The sequence below is a fragment of the Gluconacetobacter entanii genome, from assembly GCF_013155425.1.
GTDB classification, from domain to species: domain Bacteria; phylum Pseudomonadota; class Alphaproteobacteria; order Acetobacterales; family Acetobacteraceae; genus Novacetimonas; species Novacetimonas entanii.
Genome location: NZ_JABJWD010000003.1, coordinates 21,907 through 47,165, shown reverse-complemented (window position 1 = coordinate 47,165; position 25,259 = coordinate 21,907). Strand labels below are relative to the sequence as shown.

Here is a 25,259-nt window from a genome sequence, read left to right as displayed (position 1 = left end):
TCCCTGCGGAATATTGCATCAGTGAGGGGTAAAAGCCCCACTGACGGGACCGATCACTTTCCCGGGGCCCTGCATGACACCGGTTTTTCCTGTCACACCCCATGTATTGAATGGAAACTGCACCACATTATACGCGCTGTTGGACGAAATCCATGCGTCCGATGTCGGTTTTCCATTGTAACCATTAACCATCACGAATGATCCGGGCGTCATGAACAACTGGGCCGCCACCATATTGGGCAGGGCGCGCAATTCAATGATCGGCTGGTCAGACGGACCCGTTTCGATATGGCCATCGAATTGAACCAGAGCGGACAGGATCGCTGTCCTGTGGTTATAATCCCAATGCCCGCCCAGCCAGTCCATTTCAAACCCGCCTTCATCATCAATTCCCAACTGATTATTGAAGACGCCAACATCAACAAAAGTCATGCGTTCGCCCGCATCTTCCGCACCGCTTATGGTATAGATCCCAACCTTGTTGTTGAATATCTGTACGTGGGAAAGCCCGAAACCGTAGGAATGGTTACCAAAGGTGATACCGCGCCGGAAACCTGAAATCGACATGCTTTCCAACGTCATTGCCGCAGCAAGGACATTGTTGTGATGCGTACTGTTGAAGACGATACCATCCACGTTCCCATTTCCGTTCAGGCCTATCCCCTTTATGTAATGAACGAAGGTTGCATAATCAGGTGTCGTCTCGCTATCCGTACTGACCGTGATCGCGGCTTCTCCTGCCGGCAGCGCCGAGGCGTCGATGTATCCGTCCTGAAGCGTGACACGCAGGGGATTGATCATGATGCCATGGCTAAGATGCGCGGTACGGCCGCCAAGGTTCAGGATGCATGTCCCATGCCCGACATAGCAGGATTTCAATGCGGCCGGCAGGTCTCTGGAAATATCTGTTGCGGCAGGGGAGGCTGCCATACTTTCCGGAAGGGCGCACATTCCGGCCAGGAACAGCATCATGATATTTCCACGGACATACCGCATTCCAAAATCCTTTTTATATGTTCAGAATTCTTCTCTGGTTTTGCTCAGACTGAAAAAGGACACTTTCCCCAGCAGGCCGGCGGCCAACGTCCGGGAGCGACACCACAGGGCCTTGATGAGCGGGAGAAAGTAATCCCGGACCGGCAGCCGCCGCAGCCGTTTCCCAAAGGAACTGCCGGGAAGAAAAAACTTCTCGGGTCGCCCTTCATAGCGGATCGTGCTCAGGATATAGCGTTTCCGGTCGAGGACGGGATGGACGACTTCGTTTTCTTCCAGATTTTCCGTATCTTCTTCAAGATAGGCAGGTTCGTGACTGTACCGTCGCACATTCAGGTAATTTGACAGTTCAGTAACACGATGCCCCGCCAGTTTCGTTTCTATGGGAATGAAGGCTTCACAGTGGGGCCAGTTTTTCAGGGTTCCCGCCCTGAACTGCTCTGATAAGGCAAGCCTGCGCCTGTGCAGAAGACCTACGTTCCGTCGGGAAAAAATGCCTATCTGTAGAAATGTTTTGGTCAGGTCCATTTCTTTGTAAAGACCCATGCATGATTTATAGAAATGCCATTTATCAAACATGCCACCAGACGTCAGGCCGACCAGGTCACTTCCATCGCGGTGGATGTCGTTCATAAGCCGATCAAAATCAATATTTCCACGAACGTCATATTCAAACAGTATATAATAATCATATTGATCGTATTTATCGGCAAAAAAATACAACGCATAATCCACGTTATACCACATCGGATTTCCACCGACCCCGAATTCAAGACCCTGCCTGCGGAAATCCGACTCATGAAACGCAACGCAGGGCAGGTCTTCTGGAATATGACATTCCCCGGATGTATTATTCGCCACAATAAACAGGTCGCCATTTCCGATCATCGACCGGAGGCGTAAAAACTGGCGTTCAACAAAGCTGTCCCAGACATGGGTACGGAACAGGACAGCATATCGAGGTTCACGAACCACCGTCGGATTTCCTGATATGGTCTGGATATAGATCATCCCCAGACACGGTTAGAATATTTCGATATCGGGTATCGGGACCACAAACTGTCCCCCCCATTCACGAATGCGCGCCATGGTGCCGACAATCTCGTTTTTCAGGTTCCATGGCAGTATCAGCACAAAGTCCGGTTTCCTTTCGAAAATCGCTTCTGGAGAAAGGACCGGGATCCGGGTGCCAGGCAGCAGCATATTCTGCTTGTATGGGCTGGCATCAACCGTAAAGGGGATAAGTTCCGGGCCGACGCCGCAATAATTCAGGAGTGTATTCCCCTTGGCGGGCGCGCCATAACCTGCGACGACTTTTCCATTACGATGCGCGTCGATCAGGAACTGCAGAAGGTTGCATTTGATATTGACAACGGATCTGGAAAATTTCTCGTATGTCTCGAGGTTTTCAAGCCCGAAGTCACTTTCCTCCCGGCAGATGTCACCGACTGATGGACTTTCCTCCAATCCGTCATTTTCCTTGTGCGTGGCATAGACCCGCAACGATCCCCCATGTGTCGGAAGCTGCTCGACATCAAAGACGCGCAGCCCATGATCCGACAGGGCACGACGGATCACCAGGAGAGAAATATAGGAAAAATGTTCATGATAGATGGTATCGAACTGATATTCCTTTATCAGTCTCAGGAGATGGGGAAATTCGAATGTCACGACCCCTGCGGGTGCAAGAAGAATTTTAAATCCCTCGAGGAAATCGTGAAGATCGGGAACATGTGCAACAACATTATTGGCGACCATCAGGTCGGCTGCATATCCTTCCGCTTTCAGGCGTGTTGCCGTCTGCGCGCCGAAAAAGGCGATTTCCGTCGGGATTCCTTTGGCAATCGCAATTTCCGCAACATTCGCAGCAGGTTCGATCCCCAGGCTCCTGATCCCGGCCTCCTGCACATATTGCAGGAGATATCCATCATTACTTGCGACTTCCACGACAAGGGAATTGTCATTCAGCGCAAAACGTCCCACCTGCGTGGCGACATATTTCTTCGCATGCTGGAGCCAACTGGCGGAATAGGATGAAAAATATATGTAGTCCCCGAAAATGGACTGTGGAGACTCAAACTCCGACAATTGCACCAGGAAACATTTCTCACAGATGAATGCATGAAGTGGATAGAAGGCCTCCATCGCATTCTGCAGTTCCGGTTTGATAAATGAATTCGCCAGCGGGGAAAGCCCCAGGTCAACGACGCTCCGTCGAAGGGGCGTATTGCACAGGCGGCATGACCCCGTGGATGAATAGGGGATTGCCGAATGTACCTGCATGTGCGCATGCGGCGAAGGCTGTGTCAAACTTTCCATGGCGACGATCCATTTTACCAAAGTGAGGTTGCTGTTTTTCACCAGACCATGTCTTCACTGCCTTTGTAGTACGGCCATTGCAGATCCTTGGCGGAAATATGGGCAACCGGGCGAGGCCACGAAATTCCAAGGGCAGGATCATCAAACCGCAGGCCGGAGGCATGATCTTGTGCGTATATGTTTGACATCGCGTAAAACACCTCGACATCATCATTGAGCGTCATGAACCCGTGGGCACAACCGGGAGGAATGTAAATCATCTCGTTATCTGAACAGTTCAGGTAAAAATACTGATGTTTCAGATATGTTGGGGAATCTGGACGCAGGTCACAGATGACGTCATATATTTCCCCACGCAGGCAATGGACAAGCTTGGCTTCGGCATAAGGGGCGCGTTGGAAATGCAGTCCCCTCAATGTGCCTGCGTATGATGTGCGCGAAATACTTGCCTGCACGAAATCGCAGGATATTCCATTTTCCGCAAAACGGTCACGATCAAATATACGCCCGAATGAACCCCGTTCATCATGGTGACGGGGAAGGGTAATTGTCTGGGCACCGGATATTTCTGCCTGTCTGAACAGCATTGTGTCCGATCATACCTCCGGTATCAACCGGAGCATTGGACAACACTCCGGGATGCCTGCTTAAGCACGCTTCATGCCAAAGGTTTCCTGTCTGGAAAAATATTATTCATGAAACATCAGTCCGATGCCATTCATGCCGGTGCTTTACTCCGCGGAATCATCAACATGTTCGGTGGGACGGATGACAATATCCGTGACCTCCGCACGTCGCGGGACGGAAAGGCAGTCCATGATGAGGGTGGCTATATCTTCTGGCTGGAGCAATGCAATGTCTGCGCCGGGGCGTCCTTCGTGCCGCAGGACCTCGGATTGCATGGGGGTTGCCGTCCGCCCGGGATAGACATTCAGGATACGGATGCCGCTTCCCCGGGTCCGTTCCCTGAAATATGCAATTTCCTGCGTGAGTTCATGCTTGCTGGCTGCATAGGCATCCTGTGTGACACGGGCGCCCAGGGATGCTGTCGAATTGATGAATACAATCTGTCCCCGTGCCGTACGGAGCGCAGGTAACAGCAGTTCCGAAAGGTGAATCGGCGCATGAACATTGACGGCATGAAGCAATCTTCTGATATCCGGCGTGATATCGGCAAGTTTTCCGGCGTCAAACATGCCAGCGGAATGAATCAGGATATCAAGGGACCCGAGACTGTCCATAAAAGCCGGTAATGCTGTCGCCTGCGTAATATCCACTGGCCAGACAGTCGTGCGTTCCTCTCCCAACTGACACGCCAGGGCGGACAGGGGCGCACGCCGTCGCCCCGCCAGGATGACGTGATGACCCGCATTACACAGTGCAACGGCAATCGCGCGGCCAATGCCACTTCCTGCCCCGGTTACCAGTGCCGTTTTATGCCTGCGGGGCAGGGGAGGTGTGAACTTCACTTCCTGGACCACGATATATGCTTTCTCTTTACGGCATCATGACCGCGTGGGCGACTGCCTCCTGAAACGTATTCGAAATGACAGGGTTTCGTTAATCCTGCATGCATCATCCGGACTTCGTGAAATACATCCGGTATGAAAATTTCGCGGAATTATTTGAAATTTGTTTTCCGGCACATAAAACCCGACAGGAAAAACAACGTTCCTGATCGCAGAAAAGCAGGCAAAGAAAACCTGCGTACAAACCGTCGATCAGGCGGTGACGCAGCCAGCATGCGGGGCAACGGGGATATCACCAAACCGGACCCGTTCTCCTGCGCATGAAATATTTATGGTCATACGACTGATATAATGAAGTTTTTATTATTTCTTCACCCTCGAAATCCAAGAAGAAGAATATGCGCATACTCGTGGTCGGAAATATGGGCTATCTCGGCCCGGTCGTCGTGCGGCACCTGCGGAAGCGTTTTCCTGCGGCGATACTGGTGGGATATGACAACTGCCTGTTCGGGCAATGCCTGACCACTGCGGGGCCGTTACCTGAAATTGCGCTCGACGCGCAGTATTTCGGGGACGTACGTGATATTCCGCCCCATGTCGTAAACGGCGCCGATGCGATCGTTCATCTGGCCGCCATTTCAAACGATCCCATGGGATCGCGTTTTGAAGAGGTGACCGACCAGATCAACCGTGGTGGCAGCCTGCATCTGGCCCGGATGGCGGCCGATGCGGGCGTAAGGCATTTCGCATTTGCATCCAGTTGCAGCGTATATGGCGTCTCCGACGGCCTGCCGCGCAGGGAAAGCGATCCGGTCGAACCCCTGACCGCCTATGCAAGATCCAAAATCGATACCGAACGTGCCCTGATGCAGATGGACCTTGGGGAAATGACCGTCACGTGCCTGCGTTTCGCAACGGCATGCGGGTTTTCGGATCGCCTGCGGCTGGACCTTGTCATCAACGATTTTGTCGCAAGCGCCCTGACATGCGGGAAAATCACGGTGCTGAGCGATGGCACACCATGGCGGCCACTGATTCATGTCCGGGACATGGCGCGTGCCATCGAATGGGCAATCACCCGGGGGGGAGAACGCCGCCTGGTGGTCAATGCAGGCAGTGATACATGGAATTACACCGTACGCGACCTTGCCGAGGCGGTTGCCCAGCATCTTCCCGGCACCACGGTCAGCATCAATACGGACGCCCCGCCCGACCGTCGGTCCTACAGGGTCGATTTCTCGCTGTTCCGGACACTTGCGGCCGATTTCGTGCCCCGGGTCAGCCTGTCCGAAGCCATCGCCGAACTGATCGCCGGCCTGCGAGAGGTCGGGTTTTCGGATGCGGATTTTCGCAATTCTTCCCTGATACGCCTGCATGCGCTCAGGCACATGATTGACGCGGAGTATCTGGGGCAGGACCTGCGATGGGTCAGGAATTCCTGACCTTCTTCGTTCCCACAGAGCAGCAGGATAGAATTCATGACTCTTTTCCAACCGACATTCGCCACTTTCTGGGGAGGGGCCACAATTTCGGCATATGAATCCGCCTGTATCAATTCATATGTGGCACACGGGTACATCTTCATCGTCTATAGCTATGAAGCGATCGAAAACCTTCCGCCGGGTGTTATCAACGGTGATGCACGCGAAATTACCGACCCATCCAACATGGCGCGTTTCCTGATCAGGGGAAAACCGAACCTCAGCCATTTTTCGGATCTGTTCCGTTACGAACTTTCCCGCCGGACGGACCATATATGGGTTGATGCGGACATGCTGCTGCTGCGCCCGCTGGACCTGCCGCGATGGGATCTGCTGCTGGCCAGGGAAGATCCCGTTTCGGTCTGTGGCGCGATCATGCGACTGGAGCGCGACAATCCGAAACTCGACAGCCTGGTTCAGGAAACGCTGGCCATGCGGGACCGGGACCTGGTCTGGGGGGCAACCGGGCCACGCCTGCTGACGTCCCTGTTTGGCAAGCAGGTGGTCATACAGGATTCCTATGCACCGCAGTATTTTTTCCCGATCCACCTGCGCGAGGCATGGAAATTCCTCCTGCCGCAATATCGGCAGGAATGCGAACGGCTATGTGCCAATGCCTATACGCTGCATCTGTGGAATGACCAGATGGTACGTATCGGCATATGGAAGCGCTTTGCCCCGCCGCGCGGATCGTTCCTTACCGAATGTTTCGCCGCAACGGACGGATTGCGGTTCTTTGAGGATTACTACCCCCTGCAGGTCATGGAAAACATGGTCTCCAACTGGAGATTCCGCTGCGAGGGAGGGGAAATCGGCATGGGGCAGTGGCTGCGCCGCGCCCTGCCGAGTGTCGGGGTCACCATGCGTCGCAGACTGAACCTGCCGACATGAACCCGCCCGTCACGATGGATGCGCGACGTCACGTGGCATCCAGCCTTGTCCCAATCATGAATGGAGAGCAGTGGTCATGAAAGCCGTTATCCTGTCTGGTGGTTATGGAACACGCCTGATGGAGGAAACCGACAGCAGGCCCAAGCCGATGGTCGAGATCGGGGGACGACCGATCCTGTGGCACATCATGAAGATCTATTCCCACGGAGGGATCAATGATTTCGTGATCCCCCTTGGCTACAAGGCGGAGATGATCAAGCAGTATTTTGCCAATTACCATCTGCTGTCATCGGACATCACGGTAGACATGTGCAATGACAGCATCGTCACCCTGAAACGCAGCGCCGAACCATGGCGCGTGACACTGGTGGATACCGGGCTGGACACCATGACCGGCGGACGCCTGCGTCGCCTGCAGCCGTACCTGCAGGGTGAAGATTTCTGCATGACATATGGTGACGGGGTGGCGGAAATAGATGTCCGCACGACCATCGATTACCACCACAGCCACGGTCGCATCGCCACGGTCACGGCGGTCAAGCCCCCGGCACGTTTCGGGACGCTGGAAATCGTCAATGGGTGCGTGGATGCCTTCCGTGAAAAACCCGTTGAGCCGGGTTACGTCAATGGCGGGTTCTTCGTGCTGTCGCCCTCCGTCTTTGATTATCTGGAGGATGACGAAACCGTCTTCGAACGTGGGCCGCTGGAACGGCTGGCCAATGACGGGCAACTGATGGCCCTGAAACATGACGGGTTCTGGCATTCCATGGATACCCTGCGTGACAAGCGCCACCTTGAACATCTGTGGGAAACGCGCAATGCGCCATGGCGCATGTGGTAACGGTGCGGGCATCACGGCGGCAATGGGGTGGACACGGATGCCGCCCCACATGCTATGATACCGTCCTCCGCATGGAGAATGGCTAAGCATTCCTGTGAATGGCAGGGAACGGGTGTGAACAGGATCGGCGTAAGAAAGTGGCGATACGTGCTGGCCTGCCTGATGTTTCAGGTGGGGCTGCTGCTGTCTGCCCTGCCGGTACATGCTTTCCCCACACTGGATGCCGGTTCCGCTGCCGCGCCGCCTGCGGCCAGCCATGACATGATGCCGGGCATGGCGTCCATGGCCGGGATGACCTCCACAATGGAGGCGCATGGACACACCCGCCAGTGCCATCACCAGCAACCCTGCGACACGCACCAGAACTGCGCGCATGGCAGCGAAAGCTGCTGCCTGTCGGGTGCGGCCTGCATGACCGGCTGGGCCATGACGCCGGGGGCTTCATCACTGGCCCATGCGGGTTTCGTCACGATTGTATTCGGCAGTCGCTATACCATCGATGACGGTGGCGTGGCGTCCGCTCCGGCACTTCCACCGCCCAGAAAAACGGCCTGATCCTTTCCTGACCGTTTCGGGACCGGCTGCCCTGTGGGACGCCGTGCCTGTTCCTGCTTTCTGGCGGATATCCATCCATGACACCCTTATTCCCTGCGAAAGGCGGCGTGCTGACGCGTCGCCGTTTCGTAACCGGTGCTGGCACATGGGGCGCGCTGCTGACCGCGGCCAGCCGCAGCACCCGTGCGCAGTCGCCCCTGACGGGGCAGCCCGCAGCCACGCCTTCCACCCGCTTTGACCTCAGCATTGATCGCCTGCATGCCAACATCACCGGCCATCGCGTCCGCGCGGTGGGGGTGAACGGCGCCACCCCGGCCCCGATCCTGCGCTGGCGTCAGGGGGACACCGTTGAACTCAATGTCACGAACCACCTGCATGAGGACAGTTCCATCCACTGGCATGGCATCCGCCTGCCGGCCCCCATGGATGGCGTACCGGGACTGAGCTTTGCGGGCATCGCCCCGGGCCAGACTTTCACCTACCGCTTTCGCCTGCACCAGAGCGGCACCTACTGGTATCACAGCCATTCCGGCTTTCAGGAGCAGAAGGGGCTGTACGGGGCGATCATCATCGACCCGAAGCACGGGGAGCGCCACCATTGCGACCGGGAATATGTCATGCTCCTGTCCGACTGGACCGACGTGGATCCGGCGGACATTGTCTCCAACCTCAAATTCGACAGTGACTATTACAATTTCCGCCAGCGTACGGTGGGAACACTGTTCCATGACATGCGCCACCGGGGCGTGGCGGCAACGCTGCGGGACCGCCTGCAATGGGGGGCGATGAACATGGCCCCGACCGATATCCTCGACGTGTCGGGCATCATCTATACCTACCTGCTGAACGGGCAGTCGCCGCAGGCCAACTGGACGGGACTGTTCCAGCCGGGGGAGCGCATCAGGCTGCGTTTCATCAATGCCTCGTCCATGACGCTGTTCGATGTGCGCATCCCGGGACTGGAGATGACGGTCATACAGGCCGACGGCAACGAGGTGGAACCCGTAACGGTCGATGAATTCCGCATCGGCACGGCGGAAACCTATGACGTGCTAGTCACCCCCGGTAGCCCCGGTCCCTATACCGTTTTCGCACAGGCCGAGGACCGGACCGGATATGCCCGGGGCACGCTGGCGACGCAGGCTGGCATTTCAGGACCAGTTCCCCCCATGGACCCGCGCCCGCTGCGCACCATGACGGATATGGGGATGGGGCATATGGACATGCACACCCGGCCGTCATCCCACCATACGGACATGGAGGGGATGGAAGGGATGGAGGGAATGGACATGGCGCATATGGGGCATATGCACATGCCGCCCCCGCAGCAGCATGACATGCCCGCAGCCACCCCCCGCCTGCGTCCCGGGGTGGAAGTGCAGAGTGTCGCCATGATGCCCATCAACCGCCTGGCCGAAGCCGGGGACGGGCTGGACCATAATGGCCGCCGGGTCCTGACCTATGCCGACCTGCGCGCGACCATCGCGGGCGCTGATCCCCGGCCGCCCTCACGCGAGATCACGCTGCATCTGACGGGCAACATGGAACGCTTCATCTGGGGCTTTGATGGCAAGAAGTTCTCCGAAGCGGAACCGATCCGACTTGCCCTTGGCGAACGGGTCCGGTTCATCGTGACCAATGACACGATGATGGAACACCCCGTCCACCTGCACGGGTTCTGGAGTGAACTGGAAAACGGGCAGGGGGAGTACCGCCCCTACAAGCACACGATCATCGTCAAGCCCGGGGAGCGGCTGAGTTATCTCGTCACCGTGGATGAACCGGGGCTGTGGGCCTATCACTGCCATCTGCTCTATCACATGGAACTGGGCATGTTCCGTACGGTGGTGGTGTCATGAGGCACACGCTCATCATCGCCATGGCGCTGCTTGCCGTCCCTGTTTCTTCCGTTCATGCGCAGATGACCACCCCGATAACACGGGGCAGCACCATGCAGGCCAATGGGTCGGCGGCTACGCCGGTCACCTATGTCAACGGCATGCCCCCGGTGATGGACCACAATATCTATGCGCATGCCCTGCTGGATGAATTCGAGGCCCGTTACAATACGGATGGCGGTCAGTTCCGCTATGACGGGCAGGCGTGGGTCGGGACGGATTACAACAAGCTGTGGCTGAAATCCGAAGGTACGGTTGGCACGAATGGCAGGTTTGGCGATGGCGACCACGAAGTCCTGTATGACCGCGCAATCTCGCGTTACTTCGATGTGCAGACCGGCGTCCGCATGGATATCGACAATGGCCCGACCCGCGCGTGGGGGGCAGTGGGGATACAGGGGCTGGCGCTCTATTTCTTCGATGTGGAGGCAACGGCCTATTTCAGTGACCGGGGTGCCGCAGGCCGCCTGCAGGGATCGTATGACCTGCTGCTGACCAACCGCCTGATCCTCCAGCCCCAGGTCGAACTGAATTTCTATTCCCAGTCGGATCCGGCGCGGGCGAACGGGCGCGGCCTGTCGAACATCGATACGGGATTGCGGCTCCGTTACGAATGGCACCGCAAATTCGCCCCGTATATCGGCGTGACCTACAGCGGCACATTCGATCAGGCCACGACGCTGGCGCGGGCACGTGGCGAACACGACCTGCATGACCTCAACTTCACCTTCGGGGTGCGGACATGGTTCTGAATACCGACCGTCCCCATTCATAAAAATATTGTTATATCAATGGAGTAGAAAAGAAATGAATCGCACAGGATTATGGCTGTCCGCCATGCCCGCCCTGATGGCGGCCGTCCTCATGCCGGTAACGAATACGCAGGCGGCCCCCGCCCCGGCGATGCAGATGCACGACATGCAGGGGATGGAAAATATGGACGGCATGGAAAACATGCCGGGCATGACGCCCCATCGCGCCACGACGCCAGCACCCCATCATGACGCCACGGCCCCGGTGACAGGTCGGCATGGACACCCACGCACCACCAGAGGGGAGGCGGTCACACCTCCACCTTCCACCGGGCCACTGGGAATGCCGGAAGCCGTGCGTGAACGCTGACACCTGATGGTATGAAAGTTTCTGGTGAAGCTTTTTTCAAAAAGCTTCGAAAGACGCCACCCTTTTGAAAAAAGCATCCCCGGAAACTTTTATTATTTCCATCAATGGGTTATTTCAAAACTCTCCCTGTATCACCAATAGGGGCGACGTCATGCCCCGTCAGTGAAGAAATACATGCCGCGCTCCATATTGCTCAAAAACGCCCTGATGCTTGTCACGATGGACGCGCAGCGACGCGAGATCGCCGGGGGCTGGGTCCTGATACAGGGACGGCAGATCCAGCAGGTCGGCACGCCCCATGACCCGTTGCCCGCAGCGGACGACGTCATGGACATGTCGGGCCATCTGGTCATGCCGGGGCTGGTCAATACCCACCACCATATGTACCAGACCCTGACCCGTGTCGTGCCAGCAGCACAGGATGTCTCCCTGTTCGGGTGGCTGCGCACGCTCTATCCCATCTGGGCGCGCCTGACGCCGGACATGATCCGTGTTTCCACACGCACCGCCATGGCCGAACTGATGCTTTCGGGCTGCACCACCAGCAGCGACCATCTCTACCTGTTTCCCAACGGCAGTCGCCTTGATGACCAGATCGAGGCCGCCGCAACGATGGGCATGCGCTTTCACGCTGCACGCGGTGCAATGAGCGTTGGTGAAAGCGCGGGGGGACTGCCGCCCGACAGCCTCGTTGAGGATGAACCCTCCATCCTGCGTGACATGCAGCGCGTGGTGGAGGCATACCATGACCCGTCCCGCCTTGCGATGCAGCGCATCGTCCTTGCCCCGTGTTCGCCATTTTCCGTCAGCCGTAACCTGATGCGTGAAACCGCACATCTTGCACGCGCAACCGGCACAAGGCTTCACACCCACCTTGCGGAAAATGCGAGCGATATCGAATACAGCCGCGATGCCTTTGGCATGACGCCTGCGGAATATGCCGAGGATACTGGCTGGATGGGGCCGGATGTGTGGCATGCGCACTGTGTCCGGCTGGACCATGCCGGTATCGAACGCTTCGGACGGACCGGGACGGGCGTTGCCCATTGCCCCTGTTCCAACATGCGTCTGGGGTCCGGCATCGCCCCCGTCCGCCGCATGATGGCCCATGGTGTCAATGTCGGACTGGGGGTGGACGGCTCAGCCTCCAATGACAGCAGCCACATGCTGGCCGAAGCCCGCCAGGCGATGCTTGTCTCACGCCTTATGCACGATCAGGAGGATGGCGCGGCGATGATGGGCGCGCGCACCGCACTGGAACTGGCGACGCGGGGTGGGGCTGCCGTACTGGGACGCGATGATATCGGCCACCTGTCGGCAGGCATGGCGGCGGATGTCGTCGCCTTCGACCTGCGTGGCATCGACCATGCCGGGGCGCTGGTGGATCCCGTTGCGGCCCTTGTTTTCTGCACCCCGCGCACCGTGGCGCTGTCCCTCGTCAATGGGCAGGTCGTCGTACGTGACGGACACCTGCTGACCTGTGATACTCGCCAGCTTGCCGAACGGCATAACCATCTGGCGCGGGCGCTGCTGGATGGTGACGATCCGGTGTGATCCAGGTGCCTGGAAACAGGTCTGTTCATAAACGTTTCCGGGTGTCGCCTTTTTTCAAAAAGGTAACATTCTTGCGAAGCTTTTTGATGATCCGAAGGGCATTTCGTGGGCTGATTTTTTATCCATCACCGCAAATGGGAACCTGTCATGATGGATGGACATGTGACGGGCGGACGCCTATTGAGGCGCCATGTCTTCCATCGGATCCCCCCAGAGCGTGAGGCTCGGCATAGATTTCGGCACGACCAACACCGTTGTGGTCCTGCTGGATGAAAACGGGCAGCCCCATCCGGCGCGCTTTTCCTTTCCCCATCACGAAGCCACGGAAACCTGCCGTTCCCTGCTGTGCCTGTGGCACGAGGAAATGCGGGCAGGGCGCGCCAGTCTGCACGAAGCCATTGGCGCCGCGGCCATCGACGCCTATCTGGAGGATCCGGCGGAAAGCCGTCTGATCATGTCCATGAAATCCTATCTGGCGCAGGCCTCCTTCCGCCAGACGCGCCTGCTCGGCCGTATCATGACGCTGGAGATGCTGATCGCGCGTTTCCTCGCCTGCCTGATGCACACGATCGGGATCGATCCCGCCCATGTCACCGCCACGGTCGGCCGCCCCGTGCATTTCGCGGGGGAGGGGGTGGATGACGCCTTTGGCGAACAGCGCCTGCGCGACAGTTTCCGCGCGGCGGGGTTCCACCATGTCAATGTCGCCCTTGAACCCGAAGCCGCCGGATGGCGTTTCGCCCATCGCCTGGGCACGCCGGCCACCGTGCTGGTGGGGGATTTCGGCGGCGGCACCAGTGACTTTTCCATCCTGCGTTTCGACCCCGATGCCCCACAGCGGGCAACGCCACTGGGATATGCCGGCGTCGGCATCGCGGGCGACCAGTTCGATTACCGCATCATCGACAATGTCGTGGCCCCGGAACTTGGCCGGCATGCCACCTATCGCGTGATGGGGGGCGCACCACTGCCTGTCCCGGCGGAATGGTATGCAAGCCTCGGGCGCTGGCACCGACTGGCGCTGATGCGCACACCACAGACCCTGCGCGATATCGCGGACGTGGCCCGCACGGCGTCCGAACCCGAAAAGCTGCACGCCCTTAAAAACCTGATCGACGATCAGCAGGGACAGGCGCTCTATCGTGCCGTGGGCGCGGCAAAGCGGGACCTGTCACGAACCGACCGCACGGTTTTGCGGTATGATCACCGCGACCTGCATATCCACCGCGAAATCACGCGCGCCGATTTTGAAAGCTGGATCGCCCCGGACCTGCACCGCTTTGATGAAGCCGTGCAGGCTGCCCTTGATCGCGCCAACCTGCCCGCCACCGCGATCGACCGCGTCTTCCTGACGGGTGGGACCTCTTTCGTGCCTGCGGTACGTGACCTGTTCACCCGGCGATTTGGCGCGGAACGGGTCGATATGGGCGGGGAGTTCGTCTCCGTCGCGGAAGGGCTGGCGCTAATGAATGAACAGGCGGCCAGCCCCACGCGTCAGTGAGCCATGTTATTATGGCACCTTATCATATTCATGTGCCCACGATCGGGCTGATATTCCCGTAATCAGCCCGCGTGCCCGTCATAGGTCAGGCGATAGACCGCCCCGGCAAGGTCATCACTGATCAGCACGCTCCCATCAGGCAGGGGCTGGACATCGGCGGGGCGTCCCCATGGGGTCTGGTCATGCTGGAACCCGTCCACCAGCGTGGAAACCGGGTCGGCGCTGCCATCCGTGCCGACATGGACGGCCACCACCCTGTAGCCAGACAGGCGGGAGCGGTTCCATGACCCGTGTTCCGCAATCAGCAGGTCGCCACGATATGTCGCGGGGAACATCGTCCCCTCATAAAACCGCAGCCCAAGGGCCGCCACATGCGCGCCGAGTTTCACGACAGGCGGCGTAAATCCGCTGCACGGATGCCCCTTGCCATAGACGGGATCCGCGATGTCGCCCTGATGGCAGTAGGGATAGCCGAACGACTGCCCGACCCGATCGACACGGTTCAGTTCATCCGAAGGAATGTCGTCGCCCATCATGTCACGGCCGTTATCGGTGAACCACAACGTCCCCGTGCCGGGCTGCCATGTGAAGCCCACGGTGTTGCGGATGCCGTACGCCACGTCCTCGCGCCCCGTGCCGTCGGGATTCATGCGGATCAGTCGCCCGAACTCATGCCCGACATCACAGATGTTGCAGGGTGCGCCAATCGGGACATACAGCTTCCCGTCAGGTCCGAACGCAATGAATTTCCACGAATGATCCCCCGCGCGATAGGGCAGGTTGTCCGCAACCGTTTCCAGCGCGGGCGGATGGTCCAGCCGGTCCTCGATCCCCCGCAGGACGACAATCCGGCGTGTGTCGGAAATATACAGGTCTCCCTGGTGAAAGGCGACGCCAACAGGCAGGTTCAGCCCATGCGCCACCACATGCACCTGCGGCGCATGTCCATCCTGCCCGCCCGTCAGGGCATAGACCTTGCCCGCCCCCATGGACCCGAGGAAAACCGTCCCCCTGTCGCCAAGTGCGATTTCGCGCGCGCCGGGAACATGATCGGCATAGGTGGCGATATGGAACCCTTCGGGGACCTGCAGGGTGGCAGGCTGCGGCGCGGCCTGCGCGGCCATGGACCAGCAGGACGCCCCCATGAGCAGGGTGAGCGCTGCGCCAGTACGGGCCAGGATGCGAAATGACATGATCGGGTCCTTGCATGAGGGGATCGGGAGGGAGAAACAAATGTAGGGGCGTGGCCTTCTGCAAGGCACCCGGAAAATGCATACTCTGCCGCAGACATGAACACCATGGAGCAAACGTGACATCCCTGTTCGAGCCCCTGGCGCCCCGCCCGCTTGCCGAAGCCCTGCGTCCGGAACAGATCGAGGACGTCATCGGCCAGAAGCACCTGCTGGCCCCCGACCGGCCAATCGGGCGCATGGTGGCGTCGGGACGCCTGTCCTCCATGATCTTCTGGGGGCCGCCGGGGACCGGGAAAACCACGCTGGCGCGGATCCTCGCTGCAAGTTCGGGCATGGCGTTCGAGCAGATTTCCGCCGTCATGTCCGGCCTGCCCGAACTGAAGAAGGTACTCGCCAGGGCACAGGCGAACCGGCAGCAGGGACAGTCAAGGGGCATGGTCCTGTTCGTCGATGAAATCCATCGCTGGAACAGGGCACAGCAGGATGCGCTCCTGCCCTATGTGGAGGACGGGAGCGTCGTCCTGATCGGTGCGACCACCGAAAATCCTTCCTTTGAACTGAACCGTGCCCTTGCCAGCAGGGCGCAGGTCATGGTGCTGGAACGGCTGGATACGCACGACCTGTCGGTCCTGCTCGAACGTGCACAGGCGCATCTGGGCCGGGTGCTTCCACTCGATGCGCAGGCACGCACCGAACTGCTGAACATGGCGGATGGGGACGGGCGCTACCTGCTGGTGATGGTCGAGGCGCTGTCGGACCTTGGCACCGATACGCCCGTCACGCCGGCGCAACTCCATACCCTTGTCCAGCGCAAGGTGCATGCGGGGGACAAGGGATCGGACATCCATCACGCCCTGCTGTCCGCATTCCAGAAATCAATCCGCGGGTCGGATGTGCAGGCCGCGCTCTACTGGCTGGCGCGACTGCTCAAAAGCGGCGAGCCACCGCGCGCGATCCTGCGCCGCCTGATGGTCATGGCGACGGAGGAAGTCGGTCTTGCCGATCCACGCGCCATCGAACAGGCCGCCGCCTGTGCCGCAGTGTTTGAACGGGTCGGGGAGCCGGAAGGTCTGCCGGCACTGGCGCAGTGCGTGGGCTACCTCGCAACAGCGATCAAGTCGAACGCGATCTACAAGGCGTTCTATGCCGCCATGGACCTTGCGGAGACGCAGGGGTCGCTCATGCCGCCCAAGCACCTGATCAATGCGCCAACGGCGCTGATGAAGGCGCAGGGGTTCAAGGATGGATACCGCTACGACCATGATTTTCCGCATGCGTTCAGCGGCCAGCAGTTCTTCCCCGATGCGCTGAGCGGTCCAGACAGGCCGGAACTCTACCGCCCCAACGAAAGGGGATATGAACGCGACCTCCTCAAGCGTCTGGCATGGTGGGACCAGCGTCGGGAGACGTAGGGGCACAGGCTCCATTCATAAAAATCAAAAGTTTCTTGGGTGCCGCCTTTTTTTAAAGGCGGCGTTCTTCTGGTTTCCGTGCCATCCCGTCAGTCCGCATCCTGCGCAGGAAACCGTCCGGCAAACGCCACGTCGGCAAGGGGGCGACGCGATGAGGGGACGTTCCGCCCGCGCAATTTTTCAGGCAGGACGTCCGCATCGCCGGGCCGACCGATGATGATGGCGGCATCAAGGGCATAATCTTCGGGGAGTTCAAGCCCGGCGCGGGCAAGGTCGTGGTCAAAGCCACTGATGGGATGGGCCGCCCATCCCGCCCTGTTCAGTTGTAACTGCACCAGCACGGCCGCAGCACCGGTATCGAAGGCATGGGTGGGGGCAGGGACAGGCTCCGCCTGACCGATATCCATGACCGTATGGGAGGCGACATACACCACGGCAGAGGCATTTTGCGCCCATGAATGGTTGAACGGGATCAGCCATGACAGGAACCGTTCCCAGTCCGCCGTGTCGCGCCGGGCATAGATGAAACGCCATGGCTGCGAATTATAGGCCGAAGGCGCCCAGCGTCCGGCATCAAGGAAAGACAGGAGTTCCGCATCCCCGATCGGGGCGGGGGTAAAGGCGTAAGGCGACCAGCGATCAAGGATCAGGCGATCGACGGAAGTTTCGGAATGGCGCGCGGGGGCTTTGGTCATGGTGGGTTATACCTGCCGTCAGTTATCACAAAATAGGCCGAAAAGGACGCCACATCCCTGCAAAGGATGCCATATGCGCATGAATTGCGGATGTGGGGGAAGCAGTCCTGCATTCCCTGCCGGTCTTCAAATATGTCATGACAGGAACATGATTGCATAATGAAGCCGATTGAAAAATCCTTTTCAAATTACTAAAATTTTTCGCGATATATGACCTGCCCGAACTGGAACTTCCCCTGACATGAAACATGCCCCAGAAAAAATATGCCTCGCCGAACTGACGGCGGAGGAGGCACGTACCGCACTTGCGGCCAATCCGGTCATCATCCTGCCACTGGGCAGCCATGAGGATCAGGGCCCCCATTCCCCCATGGGCGACTATCTGTGCGCGGACGCGATTGCGCGCCGCGTGGCGCAGGCGGCGCGTGCGCGCGGGATCGGGACCTATGTCGCCCCGGTCCTGCCTTATGGCGGGGCGGATTATTTCGGCAGCGTGATCGGGGGTATCGCCCTGGAACAGGCGACATTGCGCGCGGTCCTGACGGACATGATGTCCTGCCTGCTGCGGCACGGACTGACCCGCATTATCGTCTTCAACGGGCATGGCGGCAATGCGCAGGCGGTCCATGACGTCACACTGTCCCTGCGGCACAGGCAGGGGGTGGTGATCCCGTGCGTCTATCTGTGGAGCATTGCCTCGGCCATGCTTGCTGACGTGATGGGGGATGCGGATGCGGCACAGCGGTCCGCCGGGCATGGTGGCAATCCGCTTTCCAGCGTCGCCATGGCCCTCTTTCCCGATCTGGTGCGCCCCGACCTGCGTCCCGCCCCCGCCAGCGCCCGTGAATTCATGGGCCTGCCGGTCAACGGGTTCGCCACGGCGCAGTTCGAGGGGGCCAGCATCAACTTTCCCCTCGAAATTGATGAAATCGCCACCAAAGGGGTTGCCCAGGCAGACCCGCGCCTGTGTTCGGCCACCACGGGACAGGCGCTTGTGGAGCGCCTGACCACCCTTGGCGCTGACCTTGTGGCGCATCTTGTAAAGGAAAACTGGTAGGTCCGGCCTGTTGTTCGTATTTTCCTGGGTACGAACGGAACGGTAAAAAAAGCTTCACCAAAAACTTCTTTTACGATTTTCGGCGCTATGTGCTGTCCGGATCGTCGAGCAGGTCAAGCATTTCCTCAGGGGGCGGTTCATGCATGATGAAGTCGAAACATGCATGCAGTTCACGCCGCACCCAGTGGAACAGGGACAGGTTTTCCGTCTGCACATAGAGGGAAAATTTCATGACATCCATTCTTCCCTCCCTCCCTTGATCCATCGCCCATACAGCGCATGGTCCGTCAAAAGGTTTCATGCAGGCGACACGCATGGCAGGGAAGCTATTTCTTCCTGCGTCGCTGCCCGCTGGCGTCGATCACGCCCCCCGCCAGCATGTGGGCGGTATGGACAAGGGCGAAATGGCTGAAGGCCTGGGGAAAATTCCCAAGCTGCCGCCGGGCGACCGGGTCATATTCCTCGGCAAACAGGCCAAGGTCGTTTCCATAGGACAGCAGTCGTTCAAACAGGACGCGGGCCTCCTCCACGCGATGCGACATGATATAGGCATCACACAGCCAGAAACTGCAGGCGAGGAATGCGCCTTCGCGCCCCTCCAGACCATCGGCGGCAACCCCTTCGGGCAGGTAGCGATAGACCACGTTGTCGTGCAGCAGTTCCTTTTCGATCCGTGCGATCGTGCCCTGCACGCGCGGGTCATCGGCAGGCAGGAACCCCAGCAGCGGAATCTGCAGGAGGGAGGCATCGACACGATCCGCGCCATAGTACTGCATGAAGCTGTTGCTGGCCGCATCGAAGCCTTTTTCACAGACTTCGGCATGGATTTCCTCACGCGCCGCCCGCCACGTCTCCACAGGGCCGTCCAGTCCGAAATCCACGGCGCTGGCAATCATCCGGTCGAACGCGAACCAGCACATCATCTTGGAATAGACGAAGTGCTGCTTGGGTCCTCGCACCTCCCACAGGCTGCAGTCGGGCTGCCGCCACAGGACCAGCAGGCGCTCGGCGATGGCACACTGAAGCGGCCATACCGCATCCATGTCCGCCAGTCCGTCGCGTCGTGCCGCATCGAACGCGCCAAGCAGGGAGCCATAGACATCAAGCTGCAACTGCTCATGTGCGGCATTGCCGATGCGCACCGGGCGGCTGTTTTCATATCCCGCCAGGTGGTCAAGCGTGGTTTCGGTCAACCGGCGCTCCCCATGCAGGCCATACATGACCTGCAACCCGTCCGGCGCGCCCGCCGTCGCGCGCATCAGCCACCACCGCCATGCGCTTGCTTCCTCCATATAACCCGAGACCGTCAGCGCATGCAGTGTCCACACCGCATCACGCAGCCAGCAGTAGCGATAATCCCAGTTGCGGCTTCCCCCCGGATCTTCGGGCAGGGAAGTCGTGGGGGCCGCGACGATTCCACCGGTCGGGTGGTAGGTCAGCGCCTTGAGCGTCATGAGCGAACGCCGCACCACGGCGGCATAGGGACCGTCATACGTGCACTGCGCCGCCCACAACCGTCCCTGTGCCTCCGTATGGCGCAGCAGGGCATAGGGATCGCGTGGCAGGGGCGGGATCTTGTGCGACGGGAACCATTCCAGCGTCGTTGCCACACTCTGCCCCGCGACGATGGTAAAATCCGAGGTGGTGGAAAAATTGGCGTTGCTGAGGTCCACGCTGCTGCTCAGGCGGATGGCGTCAGGACCGGCAAAGGCGAAGATCGCCCCTTCGCGCCGCTCCACCCACGGGATCCATTCACCATAATTGAAGCGCAGGCGCAGCTCGGCGGCAAAATCGACATGCCCCTCCACGCCGCGGATGATGCGGACGAGTTCATGCAGGTCCCCATCAACGGGTGTCGGCATGAAATCCAGCACGACGGCGCGGCCCGTGGGAGTGTCTATCGTGGTTTCCAGCACCATCGTATCGGGGACATAGCGACGCGCGATACGCGCCGCCGGATCGGTGGCGCGCACGGCCCATTCCCCGTTATCGGGCGTGCCGAGGAGGGAGGCGAAAATCGCCTCGGAATCAAACCGCGGCATGCACAGCCACTGGATCGTGCCATCGCGATGGATCAGCGCGGCACTGTGGGTAGAGCCGATCATGGCGTAATCTTCGATCCGATGCGCAACAGTGGAAGCAGGGGACATCAACGGGGCCTCATGTGCTCGAAGGGGCGACGCGGGCGCCGGATGCCGTCCCGTGGGTTGCATAATCGAGCATCGCACGCGCGATCTCGCGTTCCCCCATGATAACCAGGCTGGCACCATATTCGGAAAGATAGTCAGCCGCACTGTCGAAATGCGCACGCGCGATGATATCGAGTTCGGGGCTGAGACCGCGCGCCTGCTGTATGATCTCTCCCGCCTCGAACGCATCGGGGATGGCCACGATCAGGATACGCGCGCGATCCAGACCCAGTAGCTGCATCAGCCCGGGATCGGTCGCATTGCCCAGCATGACGTCCAGCCCGCGTTCACGCAGCGCGCGGACCTGCATGTCCGCTTCCTCCACCACCAGCAGCGGGATGTGATGCGCACGTAGCCCCTCGGCGACAAGGGAGCCGACCCGGCCGCACCCGATCAGGACGGCATGGCCCTGCAGCTTCGCGGTCGGGTCTTCCCGGGCCGTTCCTCCAGCGCGCAGGAGCGCACGGCGATCCAGCATGGCGTTCACCCGGTTGACCATCCCCACCATGACGGGATTGAGCAGTATGGACAGGATCGACGCCCCCAGCACAAGGTCACGCGCACGTTCCACCAGCAATCCCGACTGCACGCCCAGGGCGGCAAGGATGAAAGAAAATTCCCCGATCTGCGCCAGCCCCGCCCCGACCGACAGCGCCGTCTGCCATGGCTGGCGCAACAGGCGCAGGATCGCAACCGTAAGCACCGGCGTCGCCACCATGATGACCCCGAGCGTACCCACAAGGGGCAGGGGATGGTGCAGCAGGATCCCCGGATTGAACAGCATCCCCACCGAAATGAAGAACAGGACCGCAAAGGCGTCGCGCAACGGCAGCGTTTCCGCGCCGGCATGCTGCGACAGCGGCGATTCACTGAGCACCATGCCCGCCACGAACGCCCCGAGCGCAAAGGAAACCCCAAAGATTTCCGTCGCCGTCAGCGCCACCCCCAGCGCGATGGCCAGCACGCACAGGCGAAACAGTTCGCGTGAACCGGTATGGGCGACATAATGCAGCATCATCGGGATCAGGCGCCGCCCGACGATCATCATCAGGGCGATGAAGGCTGCGACCTTGCCAATGGTCAGGCCCACGGCCAGCACCAGTTGCCATGCGTCCGGTGCGGCGGCATGTGGATCATGCTTCAGCAATGGCGCCATGACCGGCAGGAGCACCAGGACCATCACCGTCAGCAGGTCCTGAATGACCAGCCAGCCAATGGCGATATGTCCGCGCTGCGTATCCATCAGGCGGTATTCCTGCAACGTCCGCAGCAGGACAACCGTGCTGGCGATGGCCAGGGTCATGCCAAAGACAACGCTACTTCCCCATGACCAGCCCAGCAGGTGGCCCAGCAGCATGCCGCATATCGTCGACAGGATGACCTGCACCACCGCGCCGGGAATGGCGATGGCCCGGACGGAGACAAGGTCATTGACGGAAAAATGCAGCCCCACGCCAAACATCAGCAGGATGACGCCAATTTCCGCCAGTTGGGGCACCAGTTCCTGGTCCGCCACGAAACCGGGCGTAAACGGGCCGATGATAATCCCCGCCAGCAGGTAGCCGACCAGCACGGAACACCCAAGCCTGCTGGCCACCGTCCCCAGTATGAAGGCAAGGCCGAGGCCAATGACCAGGATGGTGACAAGGGGACTTCCGTGCGGCATGGCCTGCTGATCCCGTAGAGGCGATTATGACATGATTACGCCGAGGAATTTCCCTCCGGATTTTCCCCTGCTTCAGGAAGTCCCATCCAGCCCGGATGACGCCGTTCGACCCATGCCAGAAGACGCGCCATGCCCCGACGCAGGAAGGAAATGTCCTCGGCCAGCAGCAGAAGCCCCAGCGGTGTCATCCACAGGCCGAATACTGGCAGGATGGCCAGAAAACCGGCCGGAACCAGCACGATGCCGACCGGCACCCTGATCCATCGCGCGGATGGGCGACGCAGTCTGCGCACAAGGGACTGGATGCGCGCAGGAAGCCTGCGGACAAGCAGTTCCATGCGACGTTCATAATCATGCGTGAAAGACCCGGCAGGATGTTCATCACCGGAGGCTGGCTGCGTCATATGCTGGCTTTTTTCATATATCCTGTTCCACCTTTGTTATTGCGGCAGTTTCCGCGCCATTTCCAGATGGGATTTCAGGGTGGGCAGGGTTTTCGCCGCCCATTCCTTCAGTTTCATGTTCTCCCCGTTATCGGCATAGCGCTGGAACAGGGAAATCGCGCTTTCATGTGCACTGATCTGCTGCGAGCGGTAGCGTGTCTCGAAACTGTTGCCGTGCAGTTTCCTCAACCGGTCGAGCATGTCCTGATGCGAACTGTCCAGGGTCGTGGGCAGTTCCACCTGCAGGTCACCACTTTGCACCATTTCCTTCAGTTGCCCGGAAGTGGTTTGATGATCGGCAATCATCCGGGATGAAAATTCCTGCAGGGAGGTGACATGTTCCTGCTGCGCCAGTTGGCTGGACTGGATTTCGAACTGGTCGCTGACAGCCACTTCCCTGACAAAGTCGGCAGTGGCCGGGGCCACGCCGAGCACGGAATTGATGCCTGTCTTCTCCGGCAGCGACTGCGCCAGTGCCGAAGATGAACAGAGCAGGGCGGCAAAAACGAAGCAGACTTTTTTCATGACACGACAACTCCTGTTGTGCATGTGAAAAGTCTTTTTCAGGATGAAAGTTTTTATATTTATTCGTGATTTGCAAATTTACCTGCGCTACTCCACCCGCTTCATCCAGCCAGTTCGGGCTTGAGGTACCGACGCCGTGTCAGCCAGTAACCGGCCCGCATGCAGGGGGATTCCACAAACCAGAAACAGACTGCCGCAACCATCACGCAGACCGGCAGGGAAAGCGCGCCCCACCTCCACAGCGACATGTGATCCAGCAGGGTGTAGGCCATGACAAGAAGGACGACCATGTGGCTGAGGTACAGGCTGTATGAAATATGCCCCAGGCCCTGCATATGTGACTTCTGTAGGAAGGATCTTATCTTTTCATTGTTGATCGCAATGCAGATCATGGAAACCGAACCGATAGTCGTGCAGACGATCCATATGAGATTTTTCATGATTCCAACTGCATTTTCCGGACCGATGGTCGGTGTCCCCAGCAGCAGGACCGCCAGTGGCATGATGACATTGCGGATCACGGGCCGGGTCGATCCATAAAACCCGCCTATCCGGTCCCTGAACTGGTAGAAAAGAATGCCCACGACAAAAAGCGGCAGGTATTCGAATGTAAAGATTACGCTGTGCATGAACGTGGTCGGCGGATTTTCGCCCAGCCTGTTGAGAAAAATGCTGGAGCAGAAATATGCGGCCGTCACACAGGCCAGTGTCTCGTTCCTGTATTTTTCCATAAGGATGAACAGGATCGGGAATATCAGTGACACCCTCATTTCAATGATAAGCGACCACATCGGGTTATCAAGGCTGATCAGCGGTATGGTCCCGATCATCAGGAGATGCCCGGCCACCACCTGTTCCGTCGGGTACACGGACCACGGTTCATTTGCAAACCAGTCGCTGACCCCATGTAGCGGCGCCGTTTTGACAAGGGGAAGGAGAGCGGCGCTGAACAGGACAACGATGGCAAAGGGCAAGTATATCCGAAATATCCGCCGCACGATGAAACGCCCATAAGACGTCATTCTCTGCCGCGCCACAGAAAGGGAAAGAACATATCCGCTGAGCACGAAAAACAGTCCCACCGCACCGGATCCCGAAACCAGAAGGCGTAGCGGGGTGAAATGGAACAGCATTTCAGGTGTAAGGGACACCCCCATCATATGTGTGACATATGCATGTGTTTTCCACCCATCCGGAACAATCAGCCAGAAATGAAAAAACATGACAATCAGCGCGGCAATGCCACGCACTGCATCAAGCTCTGTTTCGCGACGCATGACAGTCCCCATTCATATCGGGTTGAACAAAAAGTCCGCATATTATCAAGAGATATGACCGCAGGACTGTATGCCCGACCTTCTGGAACGGGTGTCCCGGGAATCATAACTGAAGATATTTTGTCCATGAATCTGACATGGCACGCCTGTATCCAGACGATCGCCATAAAAATAACAT

The 25,259-nt window shown here is 58.9% G+C and carries 24 protein-coding genes; 11 read left to right on the top strand and 13 right to left on the bottom strand.

The annotated features are described in order from the left end of the window. Window positions 1-18: 18 nt before the first annotated feature. The 5 genes from HNH97_RS00315 to HNH97_RS00295 form a co-directional block, all read right to left on the bottom strand. Complete coding sequence (locus tag HNH97_RS00315; protein ID WP_171789431.1) at window positions 19-972, bottom strand: hypothetical protein; 954 nt, start codon at window positions 970-972, stop codon at window positions 19-21. 45 nt (window positions 973-1,017) lie between these two features. Then, complete coding sequence (locus HNH97_RS00310) at window positions 1,018-2,004, bottom strand: hypothetical protein (RefSeq protein ID WP_171789430.1); 987 nt, start codon at window positions 2,002-2,004, stop codon at window positions 1,018-1,020. 12 nt (window positions 2,005-2,016) lie between these two features. Further along, window positions 2,017-3,354: a class I SAM-dependent methyltransferase gene (locus HNH97_RS00305; protein ID WP_265176136.1), complete on the bottom strand. Its 1,338-nt coding sequence runs from the start codon at window positions 3,352-3,354 to the stop codon at window positions 2,017-2,019. Beyond that, on the bottom strand, window positions 3,351-3,899 hold the full coding sequence (locus tag HNH97_RS00300; RefSeq protein ID WP_171789429.1) for a dTDP-4-dehydrorhamnose 3,5-epimerase family protein: 549 nt from the start codon (window positions 3,897-3,899) through the stop codon (window positions 3,351-3,353). Before HNH97_RS00300 ends, HNH97_RS00305 begins: the two co-directional genes overlap by 4 nt. Before the next feature lie 144 nt (window positions 3,900-4,043). After that, on the bottom strand, window positions 4,044-4,781 hold the full coding sequence (locus HNH97_RS00295) for an SDR family NAD(P)-dependent oxidoreductase (RefSeq protein WP_171789428.1): 738 nt from the start codon (window positions 4,779-4,781) through the stop codon (window positions 4,044-4,046). A gap of 398 nt (window positions 4,782-5,179) precedes the next feature. Between HNH97_RS00295 and HNH97_RS00290 the strand changes: the two genes are divergently transcribed. The 9 genes from HNH97_RS00290 (at window position 5,180) to HNH97_RS00250 (ending at window position 14,624) form a co-directional block, all read left to right on the top strand. Further along, window positions 5,180-6,223: an NAD-dependent epimerase/dehydratase family protein gene (locus HNH97_RS00290; protein ID WP_171789427.1), complete on the top strand. Its 1,044-nt coding sequence runs from the start codon at window positions 5,180-5,182 to the stop codon at window positions 6,221-6,223. Window positions 6,224-6,343: 120 nt separating this feature from the next. Further along, entirely contained in the window at window positions 6,344-7,153 is an 810-nt protein-coding gene (locus HNH97_RS00285; protein WP_171789426.1) for a hypothetical protein, read from the top strand. 76 nt (window positions 7,154-7,229) lie between these two features. Further along, complete coding sequence (gene rfbF, locus HNH97_RS00280; RefSeq protein ID WP_110913676.1) at window positions 7,230-7,994, top strand: glucose-1-phosphate cytidylyltransferase; 765 nt, start codon at window positions 7,230-7,232, stop codon at window positions 7,992-7,994. A 78-nt stretch (window positions 7,995-8,072) separates the two neighbouring features. Next, a complete protein-coding gene (locus HNH97_RS00275) occupies window positions 8,073-8,549 on the top strand; it encodes a hypothetical protein (protein ID WP_216657464.1) in 477 nt (158 codons plus the stop codon). A 77-nt stretch (window positions 8,550-8,626) separates the two neighbouring features. Continuing rightward, on the top strand, window positions 8,627-10,408 hold the full coding sequence (locus HNH97_RS00270) for a copper resistance system multicopper oxidase (protein WP_171789424.1): 1,782 nt from the start codon (window positions 8,627-8,629) through the stop codon (window positions 10,406-10,408). A gap of 62 nt (window positions 10,409-10,470) precedes the next feature. Next, window positions 10,471-11,199, top strand: coding sequence for a copper resistance protein B (locus HNH97_RS00265; protein WP_244949200.1), 729 nt, complete (start codon window positions 10,471-10,473; stop codon window positions 11,197-11,199). 55 nt (window positions 11,200-11,254) lie between these two features. Next, window positions 11,255-11,569, top strand: a complete 315-nt coding sequence (locus tag HNH97_RS00260) for a hypothetical protein (RefSeq protein ID WP_171789422.1) — start codon at window positions 11,255-11,257, stop codon at window positions 11,567-11,569. Window positions 11,570-11,743: 174 nt separating this feature from the next. Then, a complete protein-coding gene (locus HNH97_RS00255) occupies window positions 11,744-13,123 on the top strand; it encodes an 8-oxoguanine deaminase (protein WP_171789421.1) in 1,380 nt (459 codons plus the stop codon). 190 nt (window positions 13,124-13,313) lie between these two features. Next, complete coding sequence (locus tag HNH97_RS00250) at window positions 13,314-14,624, top strand: Hsp70 family protein (RefSeq protein ID WP_171789420.1); 1,311 nt, start codon at window positions 13,314-13,316, stop codon at window positions 14,622-14,624. Window positions 14,625-14,686: 62 nt separating this feature from the next. Here HNH97_RS00250 and HNH97_RS00245 read toward each other — a convergent pair whose 3' ends face one another. Next, the gene (locus tag HNH97_RS00245) at window positions 14,687-15,769 is read right to left on the bottom strand and encodes a PQQ-dependent sugar dehydrogenase (RefSeq protein ID WP_407716851.1); all 1,083 of its coding nucleotides are present in this window, start codon (window positions 15,767-15,769) and stop codon (window positions 14,687-14,689) included. 164 nt (window positions 15,770-15,933) lie between these two features. Here HNH97_RS00245 and HNH97_RS00240 point away from each other — a divergent pair, with 164 nt between their 5' ends. Continuing rightward, window positions 15,934-17,229: a replication-associated recombination protein A gene (locus HNH97_RS00240; protein ID WP_171789418.1), complete on the top strand. Its 1,296-nt coding sequence runs from the start codon at window positions 15,934-15,936 to the stop codon at window positions 17,227-17,229. A gap of 89 nt (window positions 17,230-17,318) precedes the next feature. Here HNH97_RS00240 and HNH97_RS00235 read toward each other — a convergent pair whose 3' ends face one another. After that, on the bottom strand, window positions 17,319-17,924 hold the full coding sequence (locus HNH97_RS00235) for a nitroreductase family protein (RefSeq protein WP_171789417.1): 606 nt from the start codon (window positions 17,922-17,924) through the stop codon (window positions 17,319-17,321). A gap of 241 nt (window positions 17,925-18,165) precedes the next feature. Between HNH97_RS00235 and HNH97_RS00230 the strand changes: the two genes are divergently transcribed. Beyond that, window positions 18,166-18,981: a creatininase family protein gene (locus HNH97_RS00230; RefSeq protein ID WP_171789416.1), complete on the top strand. Its 816-nt coding sequence runs from the start codon at window positions 18,166-18,168 to the stop codon at window positions 18,979-18,981. Between the two features lie 85 nt (window positions 18,982-19,066). Here the strand turns inward: HNH97_RS00230 and HNH97_RS00225 are convergent, their stop codons facing one another. From HNH97_RS00225 to HNH97_RS00200, 6 genes are all read right to left on the bottom strand, one after another. Next, window positions 19,067-19,213, bottom strand: a complete 147-nt coding sequence (locus HNH97_RS00225) for a hypothetical protein (protein ID WP_167400343.1) — start codon at window positions 19,211-19,213, stop codon at window positions 19,067-19,069. A gap of 94 nt (window positions 19,214-19,307) precedes the next feature. Continuing rightward, window positions 19,308-21,131, bottom strand: a complete 1,824-nt coding sequence (locus HNH97_RS00220; RefSeq protein ID WP_171789415.1) for a glycoside hydrolase family 15 protein — start codon at window positions 21,129-21,131, stop codon at window positions 19,308-19,310. Between the two features lie 10 nt (window positions 21,132-21,141). Continuing rightward, the gene (gene ybaL / locus HNH97_RS00215) at window positions 21,142-22,836 is read right to left on the bottom strand and encodes a YbaL family putative K(+) efflux transporter (RefSeq protein ID WP_171789414.1); all 1,695 of its coding nucleotides are present in this window, start codon (window positions 22,834-22,836) and stop codon (window positions 21,142-21,144) included. Between the two features lie 35 nt (window positions 22,837-22,871). Then, window positions 22,872-23,240: a hypothetical protein gene (locus tag HNH97_RS00210; protein ID WP_110914548.1), complete on the bottom strand. Its 369-nt coding sequence runs from the start codon at window positions 23,238-23,240 to the stop codon at window positions 22,872-22,874. Between the two features lie 36 nt (window positions 23,241-23,276). Next, entirely contained in the window at window positions 23,277-23,804 is a 528-nt protein-coding gene (locus HNH97_RS00205; protein WP_110914547.1) for a DUF4142 domain-containing protein, read from the bottom strand. 101 nt (window positions 23,805-23,905) lie between these two features. Beyond that, on the bottom strand, window positions 23,906-25,081 hold the full coding sequence (locus HNH97_RS00200) for an acyltransferase family protein (RefSeq protein WP_171789413.1): 1,176 nt from the start codon (window positions 25,079-25,081) through the stop codon (window positions 23,906-23,908). Window positions 25,082-25,259: the final 178 nt, after the last annotated feature.